At 51.3% G+C, this 18,307-nt stretch carries 15 protein-coding genes; 10 read left to right on the forward strand and 5 right to left on the reverse strand.

The window, feature by feature from the left end:
- Positions 1-70 precede the first annotated feature (70 nt).
- Complete coding sequence (locus ACYVH9_RS04010; RefSeq protein WP_460635003.1) at positions 71-397, forward strand: hypothetical protein; 327 nt, start codon at positions 71-73, stop codon at positions 395-397.
- A 34-nt stretch (positions 398-431) separates the two neighbouring features.
- On the opposite strand, the gene ACYVH9_RS04015 is transcribed toward ACYVH9_RS04010, so the two are convergent.
- Entirely contained in the window at positions 432-1,982 is a 1,551-nt protein-coding gene (locus ACYVH9_RS04015) for a M28 family metallopeptidase (protein ID WP_460635004.1), read from the reverse strand.
- Between the two features lie 217 nt (positions 1,983-2,199).
- Between ACYVH9_RS04015 and ACYVH9_RS04020 the strand changes: the two genes are divergently transcribed.
- The 6 genes from ACYVH9_RS04020 to ACYVH9_RS04045 all read left to right on the forward strand — a co-directional run bounded on the left by ACYVH9_RS04020 (position 2,200) and on the right by ACYVH9_RS04045 (position 10,606).
- Positions 2,200-2,889, forward strand: coding sequence for a response regulator transcription factor (locus ACYVH9_RS04020; RefSeq protein WP_460635005.1), 690 nt, complete (start codon positions 2,200-2,202; stop codon positions 2,887-2,889).
- Complete coding sequence (locus ACYVH9_RS04025; protein ID WP_460635006.1) at positions 2,879-4,225, forward strand: sensor histidine kinase; 1,347 nt, start codon at positions 2,879-2,881, stop codon at positions 4,223-4,225. Before ACYVH9_RS04020 ends, ACYVH9_RS04025 begins: the two co-directional genes overlap by 11 nt.
- A gap of 137 nt (positions 4,226-4,362) precedes the next feature.
- A complete protein-coding gene (locus ACYVH9_RS04030) occupies positions 4,363-5,679 on the forward strand; it encodes a TolC family protein (protein WP_460635007.1) in 1,317 nt (438 codons plus the stop codon).
- The gene (locus ACYVH9_RS04035; protein WP_460635008.1) at positions 5,676-6,800 is read left to right on the forward strand and encodes an efflux RND transporter periplasmic adaptor subunit; all 1,125 of its coding nucleotides are present in this window, start codon (positions 5,676-5,678) and stop codon (positions 6,798-6,800) included. Before ACYVH9_RS04030 ends, ACYVH9_RS04035 begins: the two co-directional genes overlap by 4 nt.
- Before the next feature lie 9 nt (positions 6,801-6,809).
- Positions 6,810-9,935 carry an efflux RND transporter permease subunit gene (locus tag ACYVH9_RS04040; protein ID WP_460635009.1) on the forward strand — a complete coding sequence of 1,042 codons (3,126 nt, stop codon included), beginning with the start codon at positions 6,810-6,812 and terminating at the stop codon, positions 9,933-9,935.
- A 29-nt stretch (positions 9,936-9,964) separates the two neighbouring features.
- Positions 9,965-10,606 carry a hypothetical protein gene (locus ACYVH9_RS04045; RefSeq protein WP_460635010.1) on the forward strand — a complete coding sequence of 214 codons (642 nt, stop codon included), beginning with the start codon at positions 9,965-9,967 and terminating at the stop codon, positions 10,604-10,606.
- A gap of 18 nt (positions 10,607-10,624) precedes the next feature.
- Here the strand turns inward: ACYVH9_RS04045 and ACYVH9_RS04050 are convergent, their stop codons facing one another.
- The 4 genes from ACYVH9_RS04050 to mutY are packed head-to-tail and all read right to left on the reverse strand — an operon-like array spanning position 10,625 to position 15,033.
- Positions 10,625-11,983 carry a PrsW family glutamic-type intramembrane protease gene (locus ACYVH9_RS04050; RefSeq protein ID WP_460635011.1) on the reverse strand — a complete coding sequence of 453 codons (1,359 nt, stop codon included), beginning with the start codon at positions 11,981-11,983 and terminating at the stop codon, positions 10,625-10,627.
- Between the two features lie 14 nt (positions 11,984-11,997).
- Positions 11,998-13,341 (reverse strand): gliding motility-associated protein GldE, encoded by a 1,344-nt coding sequence (gldE, locus tag ACYVH9_RS04055; protein ID WP_460635012.1) that lies wholly within the window; start codon positions 13,339-13,341, stop codon positions 11,998-12,000.
- A gap of 32 nt (positions 13,342-13,373) precedes the next feature.
- Positions 13,374-13,892, reverse strand: coding sequence for a single-stranded DNA-binding protein (locus tag ACYVH9_RS04060; RefSeq protein ID WP_460635013.1), 519 nt, complete (start codon positions 13,890-13,892; stop codon positions 13,374-13,376).
- Between the two features lie 52 nt (positions 13,893-13,944).
- Positions 13,945-15,033, reverse strand: coding sequence for an A/G-specific adenine glycosylase (mutY, locus tag ACYVH9_RS04065; RefSeq protein WP_460635014.1), 1,089 nt, complete (start codon positions 15,031-15,033; stop codon positions 13,945-13,947).
- A 141-nt stretch (positions 15,034-15,174) separates the two neighbouring features.
- On the opposite strand from mutY, the gene ACYVH9_RS04070 reads away from it, so the two are divergent.
- The 3 genes from ACYVH9_RS04070 to ACYVH9_RS04080 all read left to right on the forward strand — a co-directional run bounded on the left by ACYVH9_RS04070 (position 15,175) and on the right by ACYVH9_RS04080 (position 18,260).
- Positions 15,175-15,480, forward strand: a complete 306-nt coding sequence (locus ACYVH9_RS04070) for an HU family DNA-binding protein (protein ID WP_460635015.1) — start codon at positions 15,175-15,177, stop codon at positions 15,478-15,480.
- Between the two features lie 81 nt (positions 15,481-15,561).
- The gene (locus ACYVH9_RS04075) at positions 15,562-16,404 is read left to right on the forward strand and encodes a tetratricopeptide repeat protein (protein ID WP_460635016.1); all 843 of its coding nucleotides are present in this window, start codon (positions 15,562-15,564) and stop codon (positions 16,402-16,404) included.
- A gap of 293 nt (positions 16,405-16,697) precedes the next feature.
- Positions 16,698-18,260 carry an Rne/Rng family ribonuclease gene (locus tag ACYVH9_RS04080; RefSeq protein ID WP_460635017.1) on the forward strand — a complete coding sequence of 521 codons (1,563 nt, stop codon included), beginning with the start codon at positions 16,698-16,700 and terminating at the stop codon, positions 18,258-18,260.
- The last annotated feature ends 47 nt before the right edge of the window (positions 18,261-18,307 follow it).

Consider the following 18,307-nt stretch of genomic DNA (forward strand, 5'->3'; position numbering starts at 1 on the left):
TTTGTGATAAGATGGGGAAAGTTAGCGGAATGTTTGTTAATTTTGAATAGCCTATCGTAACTGCTTAGCTATGTTCAGACAGTTGTTTATCGATTTCGCTGGCCGCGTTCAGCTTCGTATCACCCGCTTTGGAATAAAAGAATGGCTTTTGCTGTTCTATTTCTTCGTTCAGCCCCTCGTTTGGCAACGGTGCGTTGACGGTTTTGAGTATGCCTGGCATTTGCTGCAAATTGCCAGTTTGTTTGCCACGGCTGATATTGCTGAGCACATCGTTGGTTTGTTTCAAGGCCAGGTGGAACGTCGGCAGTTATTGACGCGCATCAAAGAATGGGGCCTGATCATCTCGGCCGTAGCCTTCCTGATCTTGTTCGTAGAAAGTTTGGTAATCGGGTTGTAAACCCTGTTCCAACCCGATTACCGACTGAAAATCCTTACCGTCCTGACTCAGCCGTAATCGGTTTCAGTGGTATTTTCTGGTCGCGCATGGCCGCATTGTACACAAACGAAGCAACGATGGTTGACGCCTGTTTCAGGTCGTCGGCAACCAGGTGATCGTAGGTGTCCATGTTGGTATGATGCGTCCGGGTGCTGTACTCAATACCGTCCTGAATAAAACCAAAACCGGCCAGCCCCACGCGGTCGAACGACACATGATCCGTGCCTCCGCTGCTTTTGGGGGCAACCGTTGTGGCGCCCAAATCGTGGAACGGTTCCAGCCATTTCGCGAAGATAGGACCGGCGGCCGTGTTGTTTTGCAGGTAAATGCCCCGAATCTTGCCCGTTCCGTTATCAACGTTGAAATAAGCTGCCAGTCGTTCTCCTTCTTTCGTGAATTTGTTGGTAGCCGGATCGATGAAATGCTTCGTAACGTAATTTTTGGAACCGTGTAAGCCTTGTTCTTCTCCACTCCAGAGCGCTATCCGAATTGTTCGACGCGGTTTCAGACCAAGTGTTTTCAGAATCCGGACGGCTTCCATCATCACCGAGCAGCCAGCCGCGTTGTCCGTTGCACCCGTTGCCGCATGCCAGGAATCGAGGTGAGCGCCCAGCATAACCACTTCATCCTTTAGTTTGGGGTCCGAACCCGGAATTTCCGCCAGCACGTTGTAGCCCTTCGTGTCATTCGTGTAAAACTTAGTTTTAACGTCCAGTTCTAGTTTAATCGGAATGCCAGCTTTGGCCATCCGGCTCAACGACAGGTAATCTTCCACCGAAACCGTCAGATCGGCCAGATCGTCGTGGGCCACGCCTTTGTCGGCATTGGCAAAGTCACCGCTGACGAACAGCGTGCCGTCTTTACTGAGCTGAGTGGAGTTTAGAATGGCTAATGCCCCGCCCTGTTTGGCGAGTTTACGCATCTTCTGGTTGAAGGCATTGCGGGTACGCATCGCCAGAATCATGTTGCGGTAGGAGGAGTCGCGGGGAGCAGCCTCCTCTTTGGTCATTTTTTCGAGATCCGCGTCCGTAAACCGTTTGGCATCGGGGTTGAACGAAGGACGGATGGCAAAGGGCTGATGAAGTAAAATAACCTTGTTTTTCAGTTTGTCGCGGTAGCCTTCCAGAGCGGTTGTATCGGATTCGTCGATATACAAAACGTCGGCCTGCTGCATTCCTTTCGTGCCCCCACTCCAGGCTCTGGGTATGGCAATGATGGTTTTGTAGTAGGGGGCCGTCATGGCGATGTAACTCCGCTCCATTTCCCAGCCTTTGCCCCATTCACCCCAGGGTTCGAGCCGGGCATTTTGCAGCCCCCATGCGGTCAGTTGGTTTTTCGTCCAGTTGGCGGCTTTCATAAAACCCGGTCCCTGCAAACGCGGTCCGTTGACGTCGGTCAGGTAGAAAGCCGTTTCCATTACCTTGGAACGGTTCAGCCCTTCTTCACGAATCTTTTTAACAACGGCCGGATCCGGTTTGTCCGATTGGCCGAAAGTGAGTAGAGCAGTGCCGAGCGACAGACCGGCGATTAAAAGTCGGGTTTTCATGAAGTGTCGGTTAAATAGTTAACTCTAAAATACGGCATGAAAAGCCGGCTACCTAGTTCAGTGAAAGTTTGTTGGGAAAGTGTTAAAAAATCAATAAATAGAACAACGTTGGATTTTTAACAGCTTGTAGTTGCCAACACATCGGCAGGGCGGTTCAGGCGCTTTGGGAACCCATCTTGACTAAAAAAGCTTTGATAAACAGACTGTTTTTCGAATTATGCACAAGGTATTACTAGTGGAAGATGATCAGCGGGTTGCTTCGTTCCTGAAAAACGGACTGACCGAAAAGCTGTTTTCGGTGGTCAGCGTGGATCGGGGGTATGAGGCTATCCAACTGGCCAATCAAAGCGATTTTGACGTGATCATTCTGGATGTGATGCTCCCGGATACGGACGGGTTTGAGGTTTGCAAAGCCATTCGCAAGCGCCATATCAGTGTGCCGGTGCTGATGCTGAGTGCCTTGAATTCGCCGGAGGAAAAAACGCACGGCCTGGATTGTGGTGCTGACGATTACTTGGGAAAACCGTTTCACTTTCCGGAACTACTGGCCCGCATCAATGCGCAGTTGCGACGCAAGGCGTTTGAAAAAGGCAATTTTGAGGATTACAGCTTTCACGACCTGAAAGTCGATGTTGATCGGCATCAGGTACACCGCGGAGCCACGGAAATCACGCTGTCGCCCCGGGAGTTCAAGCTGTTGTTGTATCTGCTGAAAAACCGGGGCAAAGTCGTCAGCCGGGCCGAAATTGCCGATGCGGTCTGGGATATTCAATTTGATACCAATACCAATATCGTTGATGTGTACATCAATTATCTGCGGAATAAAATAGACAAGGGTTTTTCGCCCACGCTGATTCAAACCATCAAGGGGCGTGGCTACCTGCTGGAAGCACGGCATGAATCTTAGACGGAAATTAACGCTGCAATCAACGGGCATTTTTGCCCTGACACTGGCTGTTGTCTTTACGGGAACATACCTGATTTTTCAGCGGCATACGCGCACCCTTTTTTTTCATAAACTCAGCGATCGGGCGTTGATTGCGGCTTTTGTTTACTTTGAAAAAGACGAGGTGAGCCGGCAGAACTACCGACGGCAAGCGGAAGCCTATCAGGCCCGGCTCAGTCACGAAACAATTCAGGTCTACAGCCAGCAGGGAGCGCTTCTTTTTGAAGACCGGGGCCCGGAAAAACCGATCAGTAAATCGCAGATTGACCGCATCGTGCGGCAAAGAGAGGTGTCTTTTGACCGGGGAGACCGGCAGTGCGTGGGTATTTATTACCGCGATAATCAGGGCGATTTTGTGATCGTGGCTTACGGCAATGATCTGTCCGGAACGGCCAAGATTCACCAATTGGGGCTTACCATGCTGATGTTCTTTACCGGAGGAATCGGGCTGAATCTGCTCCTGAATACGTTGCTGGCCAAACGAACGTTTCGGCCCTTCTCGGAAGCCATTGAGCAGGTAAATCAAATTTCGGCGGAAAGCCTCGACCAGCGCTTGCCGGTGCTGGAAGGTAAAAAAGATGAAGTACAGACGCTGATTGCCACGTTTAACTACTTCCTTGACCGGATTGAAGTGGGTGTAAAAAACCAGCAGCATTTCCTGCGGCAGGCTTCCCACGAACTCAAAACGCCACTGGCGGCTTTGATTGGTGAACTGGAGGTGGCTCTCCAGACGGATCGCTCGGCGGCCACGTACGCTCAGGTGATCCGAAATGCGCTGAGTGATGCTTACCACTTGCAGGCCATTATGGAAAGTCTGCTGCTGATCTCCCGGATGCAGGCCGATCAGTTTATTCAGCGAACTCCGCTTCGGGTCGACGAAGTGCTGTGGGAAGTGCTGGAAAAGTTGCGGGTGAAGTATCCAACCGCCGAAGTGCAGGTCGATCTGGAACGAGTCGATCCGGATACCTTGCAGATCAGCGGGAACGAGCCCCTGCTGTTTGTCGCCCTGACAAATATCATCGAGAATGCCATCAAATTTTCCAATTCCCAACCCGTTCAGATTGTCTTTCGAACTGAAGAGGAGCTCATCATTGAGGTAATCGACCGTGGAGTGGGTATTCCCCCAGCGGAAACAAACCGAATTTTCGACATGTTTTACCGCGCCAGCAACGTTCGCCGTGTCGCCGGGCACGGTCTTGGTCTGCACCTGACCCAGCGGATTCTGGAGTTGCACGGTTTTCGGTTTCGGTTCGATTCCGTGTTGGGGCAGGGGTCGGTGTTCCAAATCCTGCTGTAGCCGAAGGATAGATTGCCTTTCAACGGGATTAAGGACCACTCTAAGCAGACTTTAACGCCACTCTAACCTACTTCTAATCCAGGGCTTAATTGGGTCTAATGTAGTGCTGATACTTTTGCAATGTATTGTATATCAGCATGAAGAGATATAGATTTTTTTATTTACTTGTCCTTGTCGTTAGCCTTCTTGCTACCGGTTCGCTCCGGGCGCAAGTGCTACCCGCCGATACCATTGCGGTAAGCCGCCAACAGGCCGAGCAGCTTTTTTTGACGCAAAACCTGCAACTACTGGCCGAAAAGCTCAACATCAGCCAGGCTGACGCGCGCATTCTTCAGGCGAAGGTCTGGCCGAATCCGTCGTTGACGGTGGATCAGGTCAACTTTTGGGCGTTTCCGTACCAAACCGGGGGCGAAACCGTTTCGCCCCCGTTGATTGGCCGACGTTTTGGCCGCAATCAGCAGTTTGCTTTTCAGATCGATCAGCTCATTCAGACCGCCGGAAAGCGGAAGAAGCTGGTAGCGATTGAAGCTGTGGGGCGCGAGCGGGCGGAGCAGTATTTTATGGACTTGCTGCTCTCGCTAAAAGCAGAATTTCGGAATTCGCTGACGGATTTGAGCTTTCATCAGCAGTACGCCGATTTACTTCGTCAGCAGCTACCACTCCTGGCGGATCTGATCCGGGGGCAGCAGCGTCAGGTGCAGAGCGGCAATATTTCCCAGGCCGAACTTTTCCGGCTGAAAGCCCTCGAACTGGAACTACTGTCGGATTTGCGGGAGCGCTCTACCACCATTAATCAGGTGCAGCAGGAGCTCAAAACGTTGCTGGCATTGCCCGCAACCAGTTACCTGCGCCTGACTGATCCGGGCGTAATTCCCGATTATACGGCCTTAAAAACCGTCGGGTTTACGGCCTTGTCTGAAAAAATGCTGGAACAGAGCCCGAGGCTACGGGCTGGACGTACGGAAGTCGATTTTGCCAAAGCAACGCATCAGTATGAGCGGGCGCAACGGAAACCAGACCTGACAGCCTCCGTTGCCTACGATCGCAATGGGAACACCATGCTGGATTTTGTTGGCTTTGGCGTGTCGGTTGATCTGCCTTTTTTTAACCGGAACCAGGGAAACATCCGGGCTAGCCAGCTCGAAATAGAGAAAAACCAGCTGCAACTGACGCATACGACCAACAACCTCCAAAATCAGCTCTTCAAGGCCTACGCCGATTTTCAGTCGGCAGCCGACTTTTACGAGCGACTGGATGTGGATTATACCCGCAACCTGGACGAATTGATTCAGGGTGTAACCCGCAATTTTCAACGCAAAAACCTCAGTCTGCTGGAGTTTCTCAACTACTTCGAAGCTTTCCGCGATAACAAGCAAACGTTGCTGGAAGCGACAAAAAATCTGCAAAACAACCTGGAAGAACTTAATTATTTAACCGGCACCGACTTACTATGAATGCGACAATAATTTCTAAATCCGTGGGTTCGGCCCTACTTCTGCTCGGACTACTGGGCGGCTGCCAGTCAACTTCGGAGCAGGCATCAACAACGGCTGCCCCTACCAATGAAAATTGCTTGCCGGAAGAAACGGCCGCCAGCCGACAAACGGTTGTGGTGCAACACGCTCCGGCCGTTGAAGTGATCAAATTGACCGGAAAAGTCAATTACAATCCGGATAAAGTGGTTCGTTTTGTGCCACTGCTGGCTGGCGTTGTCGATCGGGTTACGTTTAGTTTGGGCGATTACGTCAAAAAAGGGCAGGTTCTGCTGGAAATTCGGAGTTCGGAGCTGTCCAGTTTGCAAACGGATCTGAAAACCGCCCAGGCCGAACTCCGCATGGCCGAGCGGTCGCTGTCGTCGACGCGCGACATGTATGAAGACAAGCTGGCGTCAGAGAAAGATTTGATTCAGGCCGAAAACGAGGTGGAAATGGCTAAACAGGCCATTCGGAAAGCAACGGAAACCCTGCAACTCTACGGCGGTAGCCTGGAAAAAGGTGTTCTGGTGATTCGGGCACCCGCCAACGGATACATCGTTGAAAAAACCATTGTGGCGGGTCAGCAGATTGAGAGCGGGGGCGATCCGCTGTTTACAATTTCCGATCTGAAACAAGTCTGGATTACGGCTAATGTTTACGCCGGTAACCTCCATGAGGTACAGGAAGGCATGCCGGTCGAAATTAAAACAACGGCGTATCCAGATCGGGTCTTCTACGGAAAAATCAACCGGTTTTCCAACGTGTTCGATGCCAATGAGCGGGTCATGAAAGCCCAGATTTTCATGGACAATCCGGGCCTGATGCTCAAACCGGAGATGTTTGTCAATGTGCTGGCGCGGAAACAGCGGCCCGAAACCGCCCTGGTGGTACCAACCAAAGCCGTCGTTTTCGACAACGATCAGTATTTTCTGGTCAAGTATCAGGACGAGTGTCATCTCCAGCTGATCAATCTCAAACCACTGTATCAATCCAACGATTCCACTTTTTTCAAGGGCGGAATGGAGTCCGGAGAGCGGGTTTTGATGAGCAATCCGCTGCTGGTATACAATCAATTAAAGCAAGCTACGGCGGTTAACTAAGAAAGAAGCATGTCAAAATTAGTTGAAAAGATTGTCTCGTTTGCGTTACGGAACCACCTGATTGTTTTTTTTCTGACGTTTTTGCTGCTGGTGGCCGGGGTAGTAAGCTACCTGAAAACACCCATCGAAGCGTTTCCGGATGTAACCAACACCCGTGCCCGGATCATCACCCAGTGGCCCGGACGCAGCGCCGAGGAAGTTGAAAAGTTTGTCACTCTGCCATTGACGCGCGAGATGAACACCATTCCGAAAAAGACGGAAGTTCGCTCGGTTTCGTTGTTCGGCCTTTCGGTGGTAACGGTTTTGTTTGAAGACGGTATTGAGGATTTTTACGCCCAGCAATACGCCGGAAGTCGGCTGCGAAACGTGGATTTGCCCGAAGGTACGGATGCCGAGCTGGAACCGCCCGCGGGCGCTACTGGCGAGATTTTTCGCTACGTTCTAAAGGGCTCCGGAATGCCCATTCGAGAATTGTCGGCTTTGCAGGAATGGGTGGTGGAGCGCGAGCTGGTGGCCGTGCCGGGTGTGGCGCAGGTGGTGAGTTTCGGGGGCGAGGAGAAGAGCTACGAAATTCAGGTGAATCCGGTCGAGCTGGCCAACTACAACCTGACGTCGCTGGATGTATTCGAAGCGGTTTCGAAAAGCAACATCAACGTGGGTGGGGATGTAATCACCAAAGGCAACCAGGCGTATGCCGTGCGGGGTGTTGGCTTGCTGGAAAGCACCGAAGACATCGAGAATATTCTGATCGAGAATGTGAACGGAACGCCCGTGACGGTAGGCAATGTGGCCACCGTGAGCATTACGGCCAAACCCCGGCTGGGGCAGGTGGGCTTGCAGGATGAAGACGATCTGGTAGAAGGCGTGGTGATTATGCTCCGGGGCGAAAACCCCAGCCAGGTGATTGAACGGCTGAAAGATAAAATTCATGACTTAAATACCCGGATTTTGCCGAAAGGCGTTAAGCTCGAGGCCTTTCACGACCGCACCGAACTGGTCGACAGCACAGTCAATACCGTAACCCACAACCTGATTGAAGGCGTGGTGCTGGTATCGGTTTTTGTCTTTTTGTTTCTGCTCGACTGGCGAACGACGCTGATTGTGGCCTCTGTCATTCCGCTGGCCTTCCTGTTTGCTATCACAATGCTGCGCATTCAGGGGCTGCCGGCCAACCTGATCTCCATTGGCGCGGTCGATTTTGGGCTTTTGCTGGAGGGAACGATGGTAATTGTGGAGACGGTTTTTGTGGGGTTGGATAAGAAAGCCCATGAGTTGGGGATGGAACGGTTTAACAAGATCTCTAAGCTGGGCATCATCAAGCAAAGCGCCCGAACCGTGGCCAAATCCATTTTTTTCGCCCAGATCATCCTGATCGTGGCCCTGTTGCCCATTTTCACGTTCCAGAAAGTGGAGGGAAAAATGTTTACGCCCTTGGCCTTTACGCTGGGTTACGCCCTGATTGGCTCGGCCGTTCTGAGCCTGACCTATGTACCGGCTATGTGTAAGGTGCTGCTCAACAAGAACATCATCGACCGGCATAACCCGATCACTGAATTCTTCCGCAACGGTATTTACCGCCTATTTCAGGGAGCTTTTCGTGTGCCGAAGCTGACCATTGCGGCATTCGTGGGCCTGTTTTTACTGTGTGTACTGAGTTTCAACCGGCTGGGTTCGGAGTTTATTCCCAAACTCAACGAGGGAGCGCTCTACATCCGGGCCACACTGCCGAACAGTGTTAATCTGGCCGAATCGGTGAAGCTGACCAAAGAAATGAAGGCCAAATTTCGGGAATTTCCGGAGGTGCGGTTTGTGCTGACGCAGACGGGGCGCCCCAACGACGGGACGGACCCCACCGGTTTTTTCAACATTGAATTCCACGTACAGCTTCATCCCGAAGACGAATGGAAGCGCGGGCTATCCAAGGAGAGACTGCTGGACGAGATGGAAAAATCGCTGCGGGTGTACCCCGGCACGATTTTCAGTTTCAGCCAGCCCATCATGGACAACGTGGAGGAATACGTGGCCGGGGTGAAAAGTTCGCTGGTGGTCAAGGTGTTTGGCGATGACCTGTTTCAACTGGAAAAAATTGCCGATCAGGTAGCCAATTCCATCAAGGATGTGCGGGGCGTCGAAGATCTGAACGTGTTCCGAAACATCGGTTTGCCCGAGCTCCGGATCAAGATGAACGAACGACGCATGGCCCGCTACGGCGTCAGCATGGCCGATGCACAGTCGGTGGTGGAGATGGCTATCGGGGGGAAAGCCGCTTCGCATTTTTACGAGAACGAGCGGATTTTCGATATTCGGGTTCGGTACGCGCCCGAGTTCCGGCAGTCGGATAAGGAAATTGCCAACATGCTCGTGCCGGGCAATGGCGGCACGAAAGTACCGCTTTACGAAATTGCGGATATTTCCTTCCACACGGGGCCGGCTTTCATCTACCGCGAAGGCAGCAGCCGGTACATTGCCGTGGGCTTCTCGGTTCGGGGCCGGGATCTGGGCGGTACCATTGCCGAAGCGCAGGAAAAAGTAAAGGAAAAAGTGCAACTACCCGAATCGTATAAAATGAGTTGGGCGGGCGAATTTGAAAGCCAGCAACGGGCCATTGGTCGTCTGGCGATCATTGTACCGGTTTCGCTGCTGCTGATTTTCTTCCTGTTGTATTTCAACTTCGGCAACCTGAAGGATACGCTTATTTCGCTGGTCACGATCCCGTTTGCCTTTATCGGCGGATTTCTGTCGCTCTGGCTAACCAACACCATTTTTGGTATATCGGCTGGCATCGGATTTATCATCCTGTTTGGGGTCGGTACCATCGACGGCATCATCCTGATCGGGGTAATGAAAGACAACCTGCGACGACGAATGCCGTTGAAAAAAGCGATCTCCGACGGGGTGTATTCGCGGATTCGTCCCGTCTTCATGATTGCGGTCATGGGTTCGGCAGGGTTGCTTCCGGCGGCTCTTTCATCGGGCATGGGATCGGAAATTCAGAAACCGTTGGCGATCATGATTGTGGGCGGATTGATGGTCTGTATGATTCTGTCGCTGATCGTTCTGCCACAGGTGTTTTATTGGGCTTATAAACCGTCGCGAAAAGCTAAAAAGAAAGAAATGGCTTTAACGGCGGCCTAACTAACGGCTTTTGGTAAGCACCTCTTATGATGAAAACAGCATTGATGCGGGTCGGGATGGTAGGTATGACACTCCTGAGTTCATTCTTGACCAACGCGCAGGACGATACGGGGCAGATTGCCATCACGCCTTCCTTGGGAATTCCGTGGGTCGTTTCTGCCCGGGAACGGCCCATCGGTAGTGCCGGGTTTACGTTTTCGTATTATCCCACTCCGTCTTTTTCGTACGGTTTGCGGTACGGTGCCGTGCGAACGGGTTACCGGTCTTTCTCGGCAGAAACGGGTTCGGTTCGGGGAACGATTGATCGACAGGTGGTGGCTTTTACGAGCGAATACGTCTTCACGAAGTCAAGGTGGCAGCCTTTTGTGGGTTTCGAAGCGGGTCTTTGCTTTACCAATGCTACTTTTCAGCGAAACGAAAGGCCTTCGTTGGCCGGTTTGGCCGATCGGGAACGTGTTTATTTTCCAAGCTATTTGGCTAGTTTTCCAACATTTGGTATCCAATGGCGAAAAACTCCTTCCTTTGCCGTCCGGCTGGAAGGAGTCTCGTCACTGCTTCTTTCGCCCGGTGGGCGGGAGAGCAGTAGCCTGGTGACGGACACCACTGTACCAGGCTCCGTTGTGATTGGCTTTCAGGTTGGTTTGCAGTGGCGGTTTCCGGGCGGAGTTTGAAAGAAAGGTCGCCAATTTTCAAAAACCGCTGGGAATTTTTTGTAGCTCTTCTTTCTGCGCTTTTTTGATCTGTTTTAGGCCCTCCTGAATCAGGCTCAGCACAATCGACCAACCCAATGCGCCGAGTAAAATGTGCTTGAACTGAATACCAAATAGCGACGGAAACAAAGGCAGATCGAAGCTCGCGTTCCAGAGCATATGCATGACAACCACCAATACGAACAGGCGGATAAAGGATCTTTCCTGCAGCAGTTCCCAGCGGAAGGGCCCGAAGGCCTTCAGGCGCCAGACCGCAGCCGCCGTGATGGCGGTCCAGACGATGTGGGCAAACGGAGCCATAATGCCCCGAACTACAATGTTACCCAGCGCGCTGCCAATGGAACCGTATTCGAGCAGCGCCACAAAAGCGTACCCGGCAGACTCGAACGCGGCAAAGCCCGTTCCGACGGCAGCGCCAAAAAGCAAACCGTTCAGAATCCAGGGATATTTGCGCTTATTTCGCATCAGGGCCAAAACCGTTAGCAGCTTTCCGGATTCTTCCACAATGCCGGCGCTCGAAGCTCCCAGCCAACTCGACAGAAAGCTGACATTGCTGAAGAATAGCAATGAAATCAGGATGGAAAGTATACCGCCGGTAAACAGTAATTTGACGGTTTGGTAGAGTGACACGTTCTGGGGGGCATTCATTTCCCAGAAGAAGATCAGACACGCAAAAGGAACCGCAAACGCGCCGACGAAGAGCAGGCCGGGAATAACGATGATGTTGCTGAATTGGGCAGCGGCAATGTATAGCCCCCAGAAAACGAGCAGTGAAGCAACGGCTATTCGGCCAAATAACCAGGGCTGGGGCCAGTTGACCGAAATACTTTCGAGCGGGGGCGTTGTAGCGCGGGTCCCTACGGTAAAAGCGTTTTCGATATCATCGTCGGTTCGCTTTTCGCCAATCCGGGAGAAAATGGATTTCAGGCTGAAATCTTTATCGAGCTGGTCGATACCGGCAAAAGAGGAAAACCGTTGGTAATGATCCGAATAAGGGTTGTCGGCCGCTGGCGGTTGGTTGGCTTTGGACAAATGCCAGAGTGAGGTTCCGATTTGAAGGACATCGTTGTTCAAACCAATGTCGCCCGTCATGGCTGGCGCGCCATTAAGCCGGACGTATTGATTGTCGATGGTGTAGAATTGAAGCCGGTTGCCATCGAAAAATAGGTTCAGGTGCTGATCAGCTACGTAAGGGTCAATCAGGGGCAGAACGCTTTGGGTTCCACGGCCCAGCAGCAACCGCGAATAGGGCGTCAGGGCGATGGCTTTGCCCGCGTCGGGGCCGGCAGAACATTGAAGGATGAACAGGTCGGGCGGTTGAGGGGGTGGATGATGCATTGAAGGGAGACGGGCTAGGGGTTTGCCAATTGGCTGGTTACATCTTGCCGAACGATTTCTACATGCTGGATTCGTTTGTCATCGGCCGAGAGGACTTTGAACGTAAAATCGCCGTAACCGACTTCCTGACCGGTTTGGGGAACGCGGGTAAACAATTCCAGAAGCAACCCGCCCAACGACTCGCTATCGCCTTTTACAGCGTCAAAATACGTAATATCAACGTTCAGAATTCGGCAAATATCCGTCAACAGAATTTTGCCTTCTACCACAACCGTTCGTTCATCAACCCGCTGAAACGGTAGCGTCTCTTCTTCGTCAAATTCATCATTAATATCGCCAAATATTTCTTCAATGATGTCTTCCAGTGTGATCAGGCCCCGGGTGCCGCCGTACTCATCGACCACAATGGCCATGTGTACCCGTCGCTTCTGAAAGTCCTGGAGCAAGTCGTCTATTTTCTTGGTTTCCGGAATGAAAAAGACGGGTCGGATCAAGGTTTGCCATTGAAACAAATCGTCCATATCCAGGTGGGGCAGTAAATCTTTCAGGTACAGAATTCCCTCAATTTCGTCCAGTGATTCTTTGTAAACGGGCACCCGGGAGTATCCCGACTGATTGATCTCGGCCATCAGCGCCGTAAACGTCAAATCGTCCCGGAAGGCGGTTATATCAACCCGGGCCCGCATAGCCTGACGGGCCGTCAGGTTACTGAAGTTGACAATTCCCTTGATCAGTTCGCGTTCCTCGTGGGTCGATTCGCTGCTGGTCAGTTCAACAGCCTGGTTAAGTTCTTCCATCGAAACCTTATAACCCCGGCGATGGATGCGCTGATCAATCACGCTTGTCAGGCTAACCAGTAAAACCGACAGCGGACGAAAAACCGTTGAGGCCAGGGCAACCAGGGGGGCCGTTCGGCGGGCGACGGTTAAGCTATTCTGGCTGGCGTACACCTTCGGAATAATCTCGCCAAAGAGGACAATCATCAGGGTTACAATCACCGTTACGCTGACCAGCACCCAGCCGGATGTGGGATCGAGCTGGCTTAATTTCCAGACTAGGTAGGTAATGATAACAACAATCGCAAGGTTGAGTAAGTTGTTGAAAATCAGAAGGGATGCCAGGAGCCGCCGGGGGCGGTCGAGCAGGTTCATTATGCGACGTTCGGCTGCGTTATCGCTGCTGCGACAAACCGCCCGGTCATCGGATGAAAGGGAAAAAAACGCGGCCTCAGAGGCTGAAACAATGGCGGCCAGGGCCAAAAGAACCAGTAGAATGGCGGCATAAGGGCCATAAAAACTAAGATAGGAGCTCCAGACATCGGCCTGGAGCTCCTTACCCGAAAGCGGATCGCTATCCATGTAATTGTTTCTAAGTGAACAAAAACGCGCGCTTAGAACGGTAAATCGTCATCGCCTGCGTTACTCATATCGTCGGGGACGGGTTCCGGTTTACGAGCCGCCGGGGCTGGCCGCGGAGCGGGTTGAGGAGCCGCAGGCCGGGGGGGTGGTGCGGGTGCGGCCTGTTGCCGGGGCGCTGGTGCGGGTTCTGCGTAGGCTTCTCCACCATCGCCACCGTCCTGACGGCCACCGAGGAACTGAAACGTAGTGGCTCGAACTGTCAGGGAAAACCGTTCCTTGCCTTCACGGTCCGTATACGTCTCGGTTTTCAGCCGACCTTCTACGTAAATCTGGTTGCCCTTGCGGACATATTTTTCGATGGTTTTGGCCTGGTCGTTCCAGACTTCGACCCGAAACCATTCTGTTTGATCAACTTGCTCTCCGGTGCGGGTGGTGTAGCGTTCGTTTGTGGCAACGCTAAATTTGGCAACAACCGACCCTCCATCAAGGTAGCGGACTTCGGGATCGTTACCAACATTGCCAATCAGAATCACTTTGTTCATGCTTGCCATAAAACGGTAAATAAAATGATGAATTGATAATAACTAAAGCAAGTAAAAATAGTTAAAAATGAAGACTTTTCAAATAGTCTACTATTAAAATTGGCTTTGGTAACCGTTCTGTATCAGATGGTTTACAAAAAAATAAGCCATCGGGCAGTTGTACGTTTCGGTCCTCCGGAATATCGACCAACCAGAACCGGGCGCGGATACGCTGGTGCGATAAAACGTGCGTTTTTTCGTCGGACAAACCCTTCAGAATTCCTTCCTGCAGCACCCAGTTCAACACGGCTCCTTCCGGTAATTCCCGAAACGCTTCCATGGGTTCTTCGGTTTCAACCAGGCAAAAATCGTAGAGATGCTGCCAGATATCTTTCTGGGTCCGTTTCTTCAAGGCAATACGATCGCCCTGTCGGATCACAATGTAATTAAAATACCGTTCGCGGACGGCGGTTTTCTTACTTTTCACCGGCAAAAACCGTTGCCGACCCGTCAGATACGCCTGGCATTGCTGCTGAAAGGGGCAAATCAGGCAATCGGGTGAAACCGGTGTACATTGGATGGCCCCAAACTCCATGATGGCCTGGTTATGCGTCGCCGGCTGATCGGATAACTGGATCAGTTCATTAGCCAGCGTCAGGAACGTTTTTTTTGCGGAGGTGGTGGTAATGTCTTCTTCGATGCCGAATATCCTGGCCAGAACGCGGTAAACGTTTCCATCCACTACCGCCACTTTTTCATTGAATGCAAAAGAAGCAATAGCGGCTGCGGTATAGGCTCCTACGCCCGGCAGTTTCAGCAGTTCCTGATACGTTTCCGGAAAATGTCCGCCCAGCGGGCCGGCTACATACTCCGCCGTGCGGTGCATATTTCGGGCGCGGGAATAATACCCAAGCCCCTGCCAGAGTCGTAGTAAATCGCGTTCATCGGCAGCGGCCATAGTGGCCACTGTGGGGTAAGCCAGCACAAAGCGTTCGTAGTACGGACGGCCCTGCGCAACCCGGGTTTGCTGCAGGATAATTTCTGATAACCAGATCAAATAAGGGTCGCGGGTGTGGCGCCAGGGGAGGTCCCGCTTGTGGTGTTCGTACCACCGTAACAGGGTAGTAGAAAAACCAGCTTTTACGTTGTCTAAGTCCAAAAAACGATTCAAAATAAGTCGTAACTAGGTGTCGTTGAGAAGAAAAAACCAGGAATAGTGTTTTTTCTCTAACAGGAAAAATCTACCTTTGTGCTCCCAATTTGGAGAGACTTTTTTTCAACAACTGATTGAACCTTAAAGTTTAGTACGAACGTGACGAAAGCAGACGTAATCGCAGAAATTGCCGAGAAGACAGGAATCGACAAGGCAGATGTTCAACACACTATTGAAACATTCTTCACCGTAATTAAGAGTAATCTGGCGAAGAACGAGAACATCTACGTGAGAGGGTTCGGCAGTTTCATTAACAAGAAGAGAGCCCGTAAAGTGGCCCGGAACATCTCCAAGAATACGGCGATGGTTATTGATGAGCACTTTATTCCCAGCTTTAAGCCGGCAAAAGTGTTTGTTGAACAAGTAAAAACTCAGGTTAAACGGAGCGAAAACGTTTCAGCTTAATCTTTTTGTAAGACCCAAGAGATGAGAGTCAGACAAGAGATAATAGCTTGATCTCTTGTCTGATTTCTCATGTCTGTTAACATGAACAAATCAATTTTTCTCGTCATCGGGGCTGGCATTTTGTTAACGGCAGGGCTGTATAGTCTGCCGAAAGTAGTGTTGCGCAACGAAGAACGGAAACTAATCAACGAACGAACGACCGATGCCAGCACCGCCGTTCGGGATACGGCGGTGCTTCGCACTGACCGCTCGGATTTGCACACGGCCAGCCTTTCGCCGGAACAACAGAAGGAACTCAGCCGCCTGAACCGCCGTTTTCAATCAGCGGACGCTAAACAGAAACCGGTCGTTGGCAAGGACCTGATTGAGGCCTATCGGAAAGTGAGCCGGTATGATAGTGCCGCTTACGTTGCCGAACAACTGGTGCAACTGGCTCCGACCGAGGCTAACCTGCTGCGGGCCGGAGACTTGTATTACGAAGCCTACGGGTTTGCCGTTGACAATCAGAAACTGGCAAATCTGGGCCAGAAAACCCGGGATTTTTATCAGAAAGCACTCGATAGCAACCCGAATCTGCTGGCAGCCAAGGCCAATATGGCGATGACCTACGTGACCAGTGAAACGCCAATGCAGGGGATTATGATGCTGCGGGAAGTGCTGAAAGATGACCCGACCAATGAGCTGGCTCTGTTCAATATGGGGCTGTTGTCGATGCGCTCCGGTCAGTATAACCGGGCCGTTGAACGGTTTCAGGCCATCCTGAGCAATCATCCGGACAACACGAAAGCCCAATTTTACCTGGCCATCAGTTTAGGTGAAATGGGCCGGAAAGAGGAAGCCCGGCAATTGCTGGACAAAGTGAAAGCGCGGGAAAAAGACCCGACAATCCAGGCTGCCATTAAAGAACTGGAACAGAATTTGTAACCGTACCCACAGACTAAGCTGTGGGGAATTTTAACCATTTAACACATTACCATTATGCCTTGCGGAAAGAAAAGAAAACGCCACAAAATTGCTACCCACAAGCGGAAGAAGCGCCTGAGAAAGAATCGCCATAAGAAAAAATAGGTAGACCACTCGCGGGTGGGATGTTACCATGCGGGCCGGCCAATCGGAGGACTTATTCGCTTGTGCAATGGGTGTTAACCCAGCTGCCAACGAACCGATTGCCCGGCCTTTTTCTATATTTTCAGGCCTCTTAACCGCACATTCATCTTGTGAGTAACGAATTAGTAATTAGTTCGACTCAGAAAGGTGATCGGATAGCACTTTTGCAAGACAAAAGACTGCTGGAATATCACGTTGAAGAGTCGGACAGCAGCTTTACCGTCGGCGATATTTATTTAGGAACAGTTAAGAAGTTAGTGACGGGCCTCAATGCGGCATTTGTCGACATTGGCTACGAAAAAGATGCATTTCTGCATTATTTGGACCTGGGCTCCAACATTAATTCGCTTAACAAATTCACAAAAGATGTCATCGCCAAACGGGCCAATACCGCGAAGCTGAACAACTTCAAGCTCGAACCCGAGATTGACAAGCTCGGAAAAATCGACAAGGTATTGAGTAAGAATGCACCCATTCTGGTGCAGGTTGTCAAAGAACCCATCTCGACCAAAGGACCGCGCTTATCCTGCGATATCTCCATCGCGGGGCGGTATCTGGTATTGGTGCCCTTTGCCAATACGGTCAATATGTCCAAAAAAATTACGGATAAAGCCGAACGCACGCGCCTGATGCGCCTGATGTCGTCCATAAAACCGCAGAATTTTGGCGTCATTGTCCGGACGGTGGCACAGGGTAAAGACGTTGAAGAACTGGACCGCGATCTGACCAATTCCCTCGAAAAATGGGAAAAGGGAATTGCCGCCCTGCGCGACGCCAAACCCCGCGACCGTATAATTGGCGAGATGAACCGGGCTTCATCCATCCTCCGCGACATGCTGAACGAATCCTTCGACAGCATTACCGTCGACACCCGGGAGATGTATGATGAAATTAAGACGTACATTCACACGATTGCCCCCGAAAAAGAAAAGATCGTCAAGTTTTACAACAACAACAAGACGAAGGTTTTCGAACAATTCGGGCTGGAAAAACAGATTAAATCGCTTTTTGGCCGGTCGGTTAGCTTACCGGGGGGCGGTTATCTGATCATTGAGCACACGGAGGCTCTCCACGTTATTGACGTCAACAGCGGTAACAAATCGAATTCTGAGGAAGATCAGGAAGCTACCGCGGTCAGTGTCAACAAGGAAGCAGCCAAAGAAATTGCCCGCCAGCTGCGGCTGCGCGACATGGGTGGTATCATCGTCGTTGATTTTATCGACATGAAGAAACCCGACAACAAAAAAATGATTTTCGACGTGATGCGGGAGGAAATGAAAACCGATCGCTCCAAATTCACGATTTTGCCGCTGACGAAGTTTGGTTTGATGCAAATCACGCGGCAACGGGTTCGTCCGGAAATCAATATTGTTACCAAAGAAGTTTGCCCCACTTGTGGCGGTACCGGTACCATTCAGGCTAGTATTCTGATTACCGACGCCATTGAGCAAAACCTGGAATATATTCTGACACGCCAGAACGAACGCGGTGTTCAAATCATGATGCACCCGTATCTCTACGCCTATTACACCGCGGGCTGGTGGTCTAAGCAGATGCAATGGTTTGTGAAGTACAAAACTTGGGTGACGTTGATCAAAGATAGTTCGTTTGGTATCAACGAATTTAAGTTTTATAACAAACAGGGCGAAGAAATAGAGGTGACAGCGGGCTAATCCCGAACCGTTTTTGAACCAGAAAGCCACTCGTCAGGGTGGCTTTC

The organism is Larkinella harenae (assembly GCF_054780515.1).

Excerpts from the sequence above, each read along its gene's own strand:
- ACYVH9_RS04015 (WP_460635004.1), bottom strand. The coding sequence starts at position 1,982 with ATGAAAACCCGACTTTTAATCGCCGGTCTGTCGCTCGGCACTGCTCTA.
- ACYVH9_RS04030 (WP_460635007.1), top strand. The coding sequence starts at position 4,363 with ATGAAGAGATATAGATTTTTTTATTTACTTGTCCTTGTCGTTAGCCTT.
- ACYVH9_RS04060 (WP_460635013.1), bottom strand. The coding sequence starts at position 13,892 with ATGGCAAGCATGAACAAAGTGATTCTGATTGGCAATGTTGGTAACGAT.
- ACYVH9_RS04040 (WP_460635009.1), top strand. The coding sequence starts at position 6,810 with ATGTCAAAATTAGTTGAAAAGATTGTCTCGTTTGCGTTACGGAACCAC.
- ACYVH9_RS04075 (WP_460635016.1), top strand. The coding sequence starts at position 15,562 with ATGAACAAATCAATTTTTCTCGTCATCGGGGCTGGCATTTTGTTAACG.
- ACYVH9_RS04020 (WP_460635005.1), top strand. The coding sequence starts at position 2,200 with ATGCACAAGGTATTACTAGTGGAAGATGATCAGCGGGTTGCTTCGTTC.
- gldE (WP_460635012.1), bottom strand. The coding sequence starts at position 13,341 with ATGGATAGCGATCCGCTTTCGGGTAAGGAGCTCCAGGCCGATGTCTGG.
- ACYVH9_RS04010 (WP_460635003.1), top strand. The coding sequence starts at position 71 with ATGTTCAGACAGTTGTTTATCGATTTCGCTGGCCGCGTTCAGCTTCGT.
- ACYVH9_RS04045 (WP_460635010.1), top strand. The coding sequence starts at position 9,965 with ATGAAAACAGCATTGATGCGGGTCGGGATGGTAGGTATGACACTCCTG.
- ACYVH9_RS04025 (WP_460635006.1), top strand. The coding sequence starts at position 2,879 with ATGAATCTTAGACGGAAATTAACGCTGCAATCAACGGGCATTTTTGCC.
- ACYVH9_RS04050 (WP_460635011.1), bottom strand. The coding sequence starts at position 11,983 with ATGCATCATCCACCCCCTCAACCGCCCGACCTGTTCATCCTTCAATGT.
- ACYVH9_RS04035 (WP_460635008.1), top strand. The coding sequence starts at position 5,676 with ATGAATGCGACAATAATTTCTAAATCCGTGGGTTCGGCCCTACTTCTG.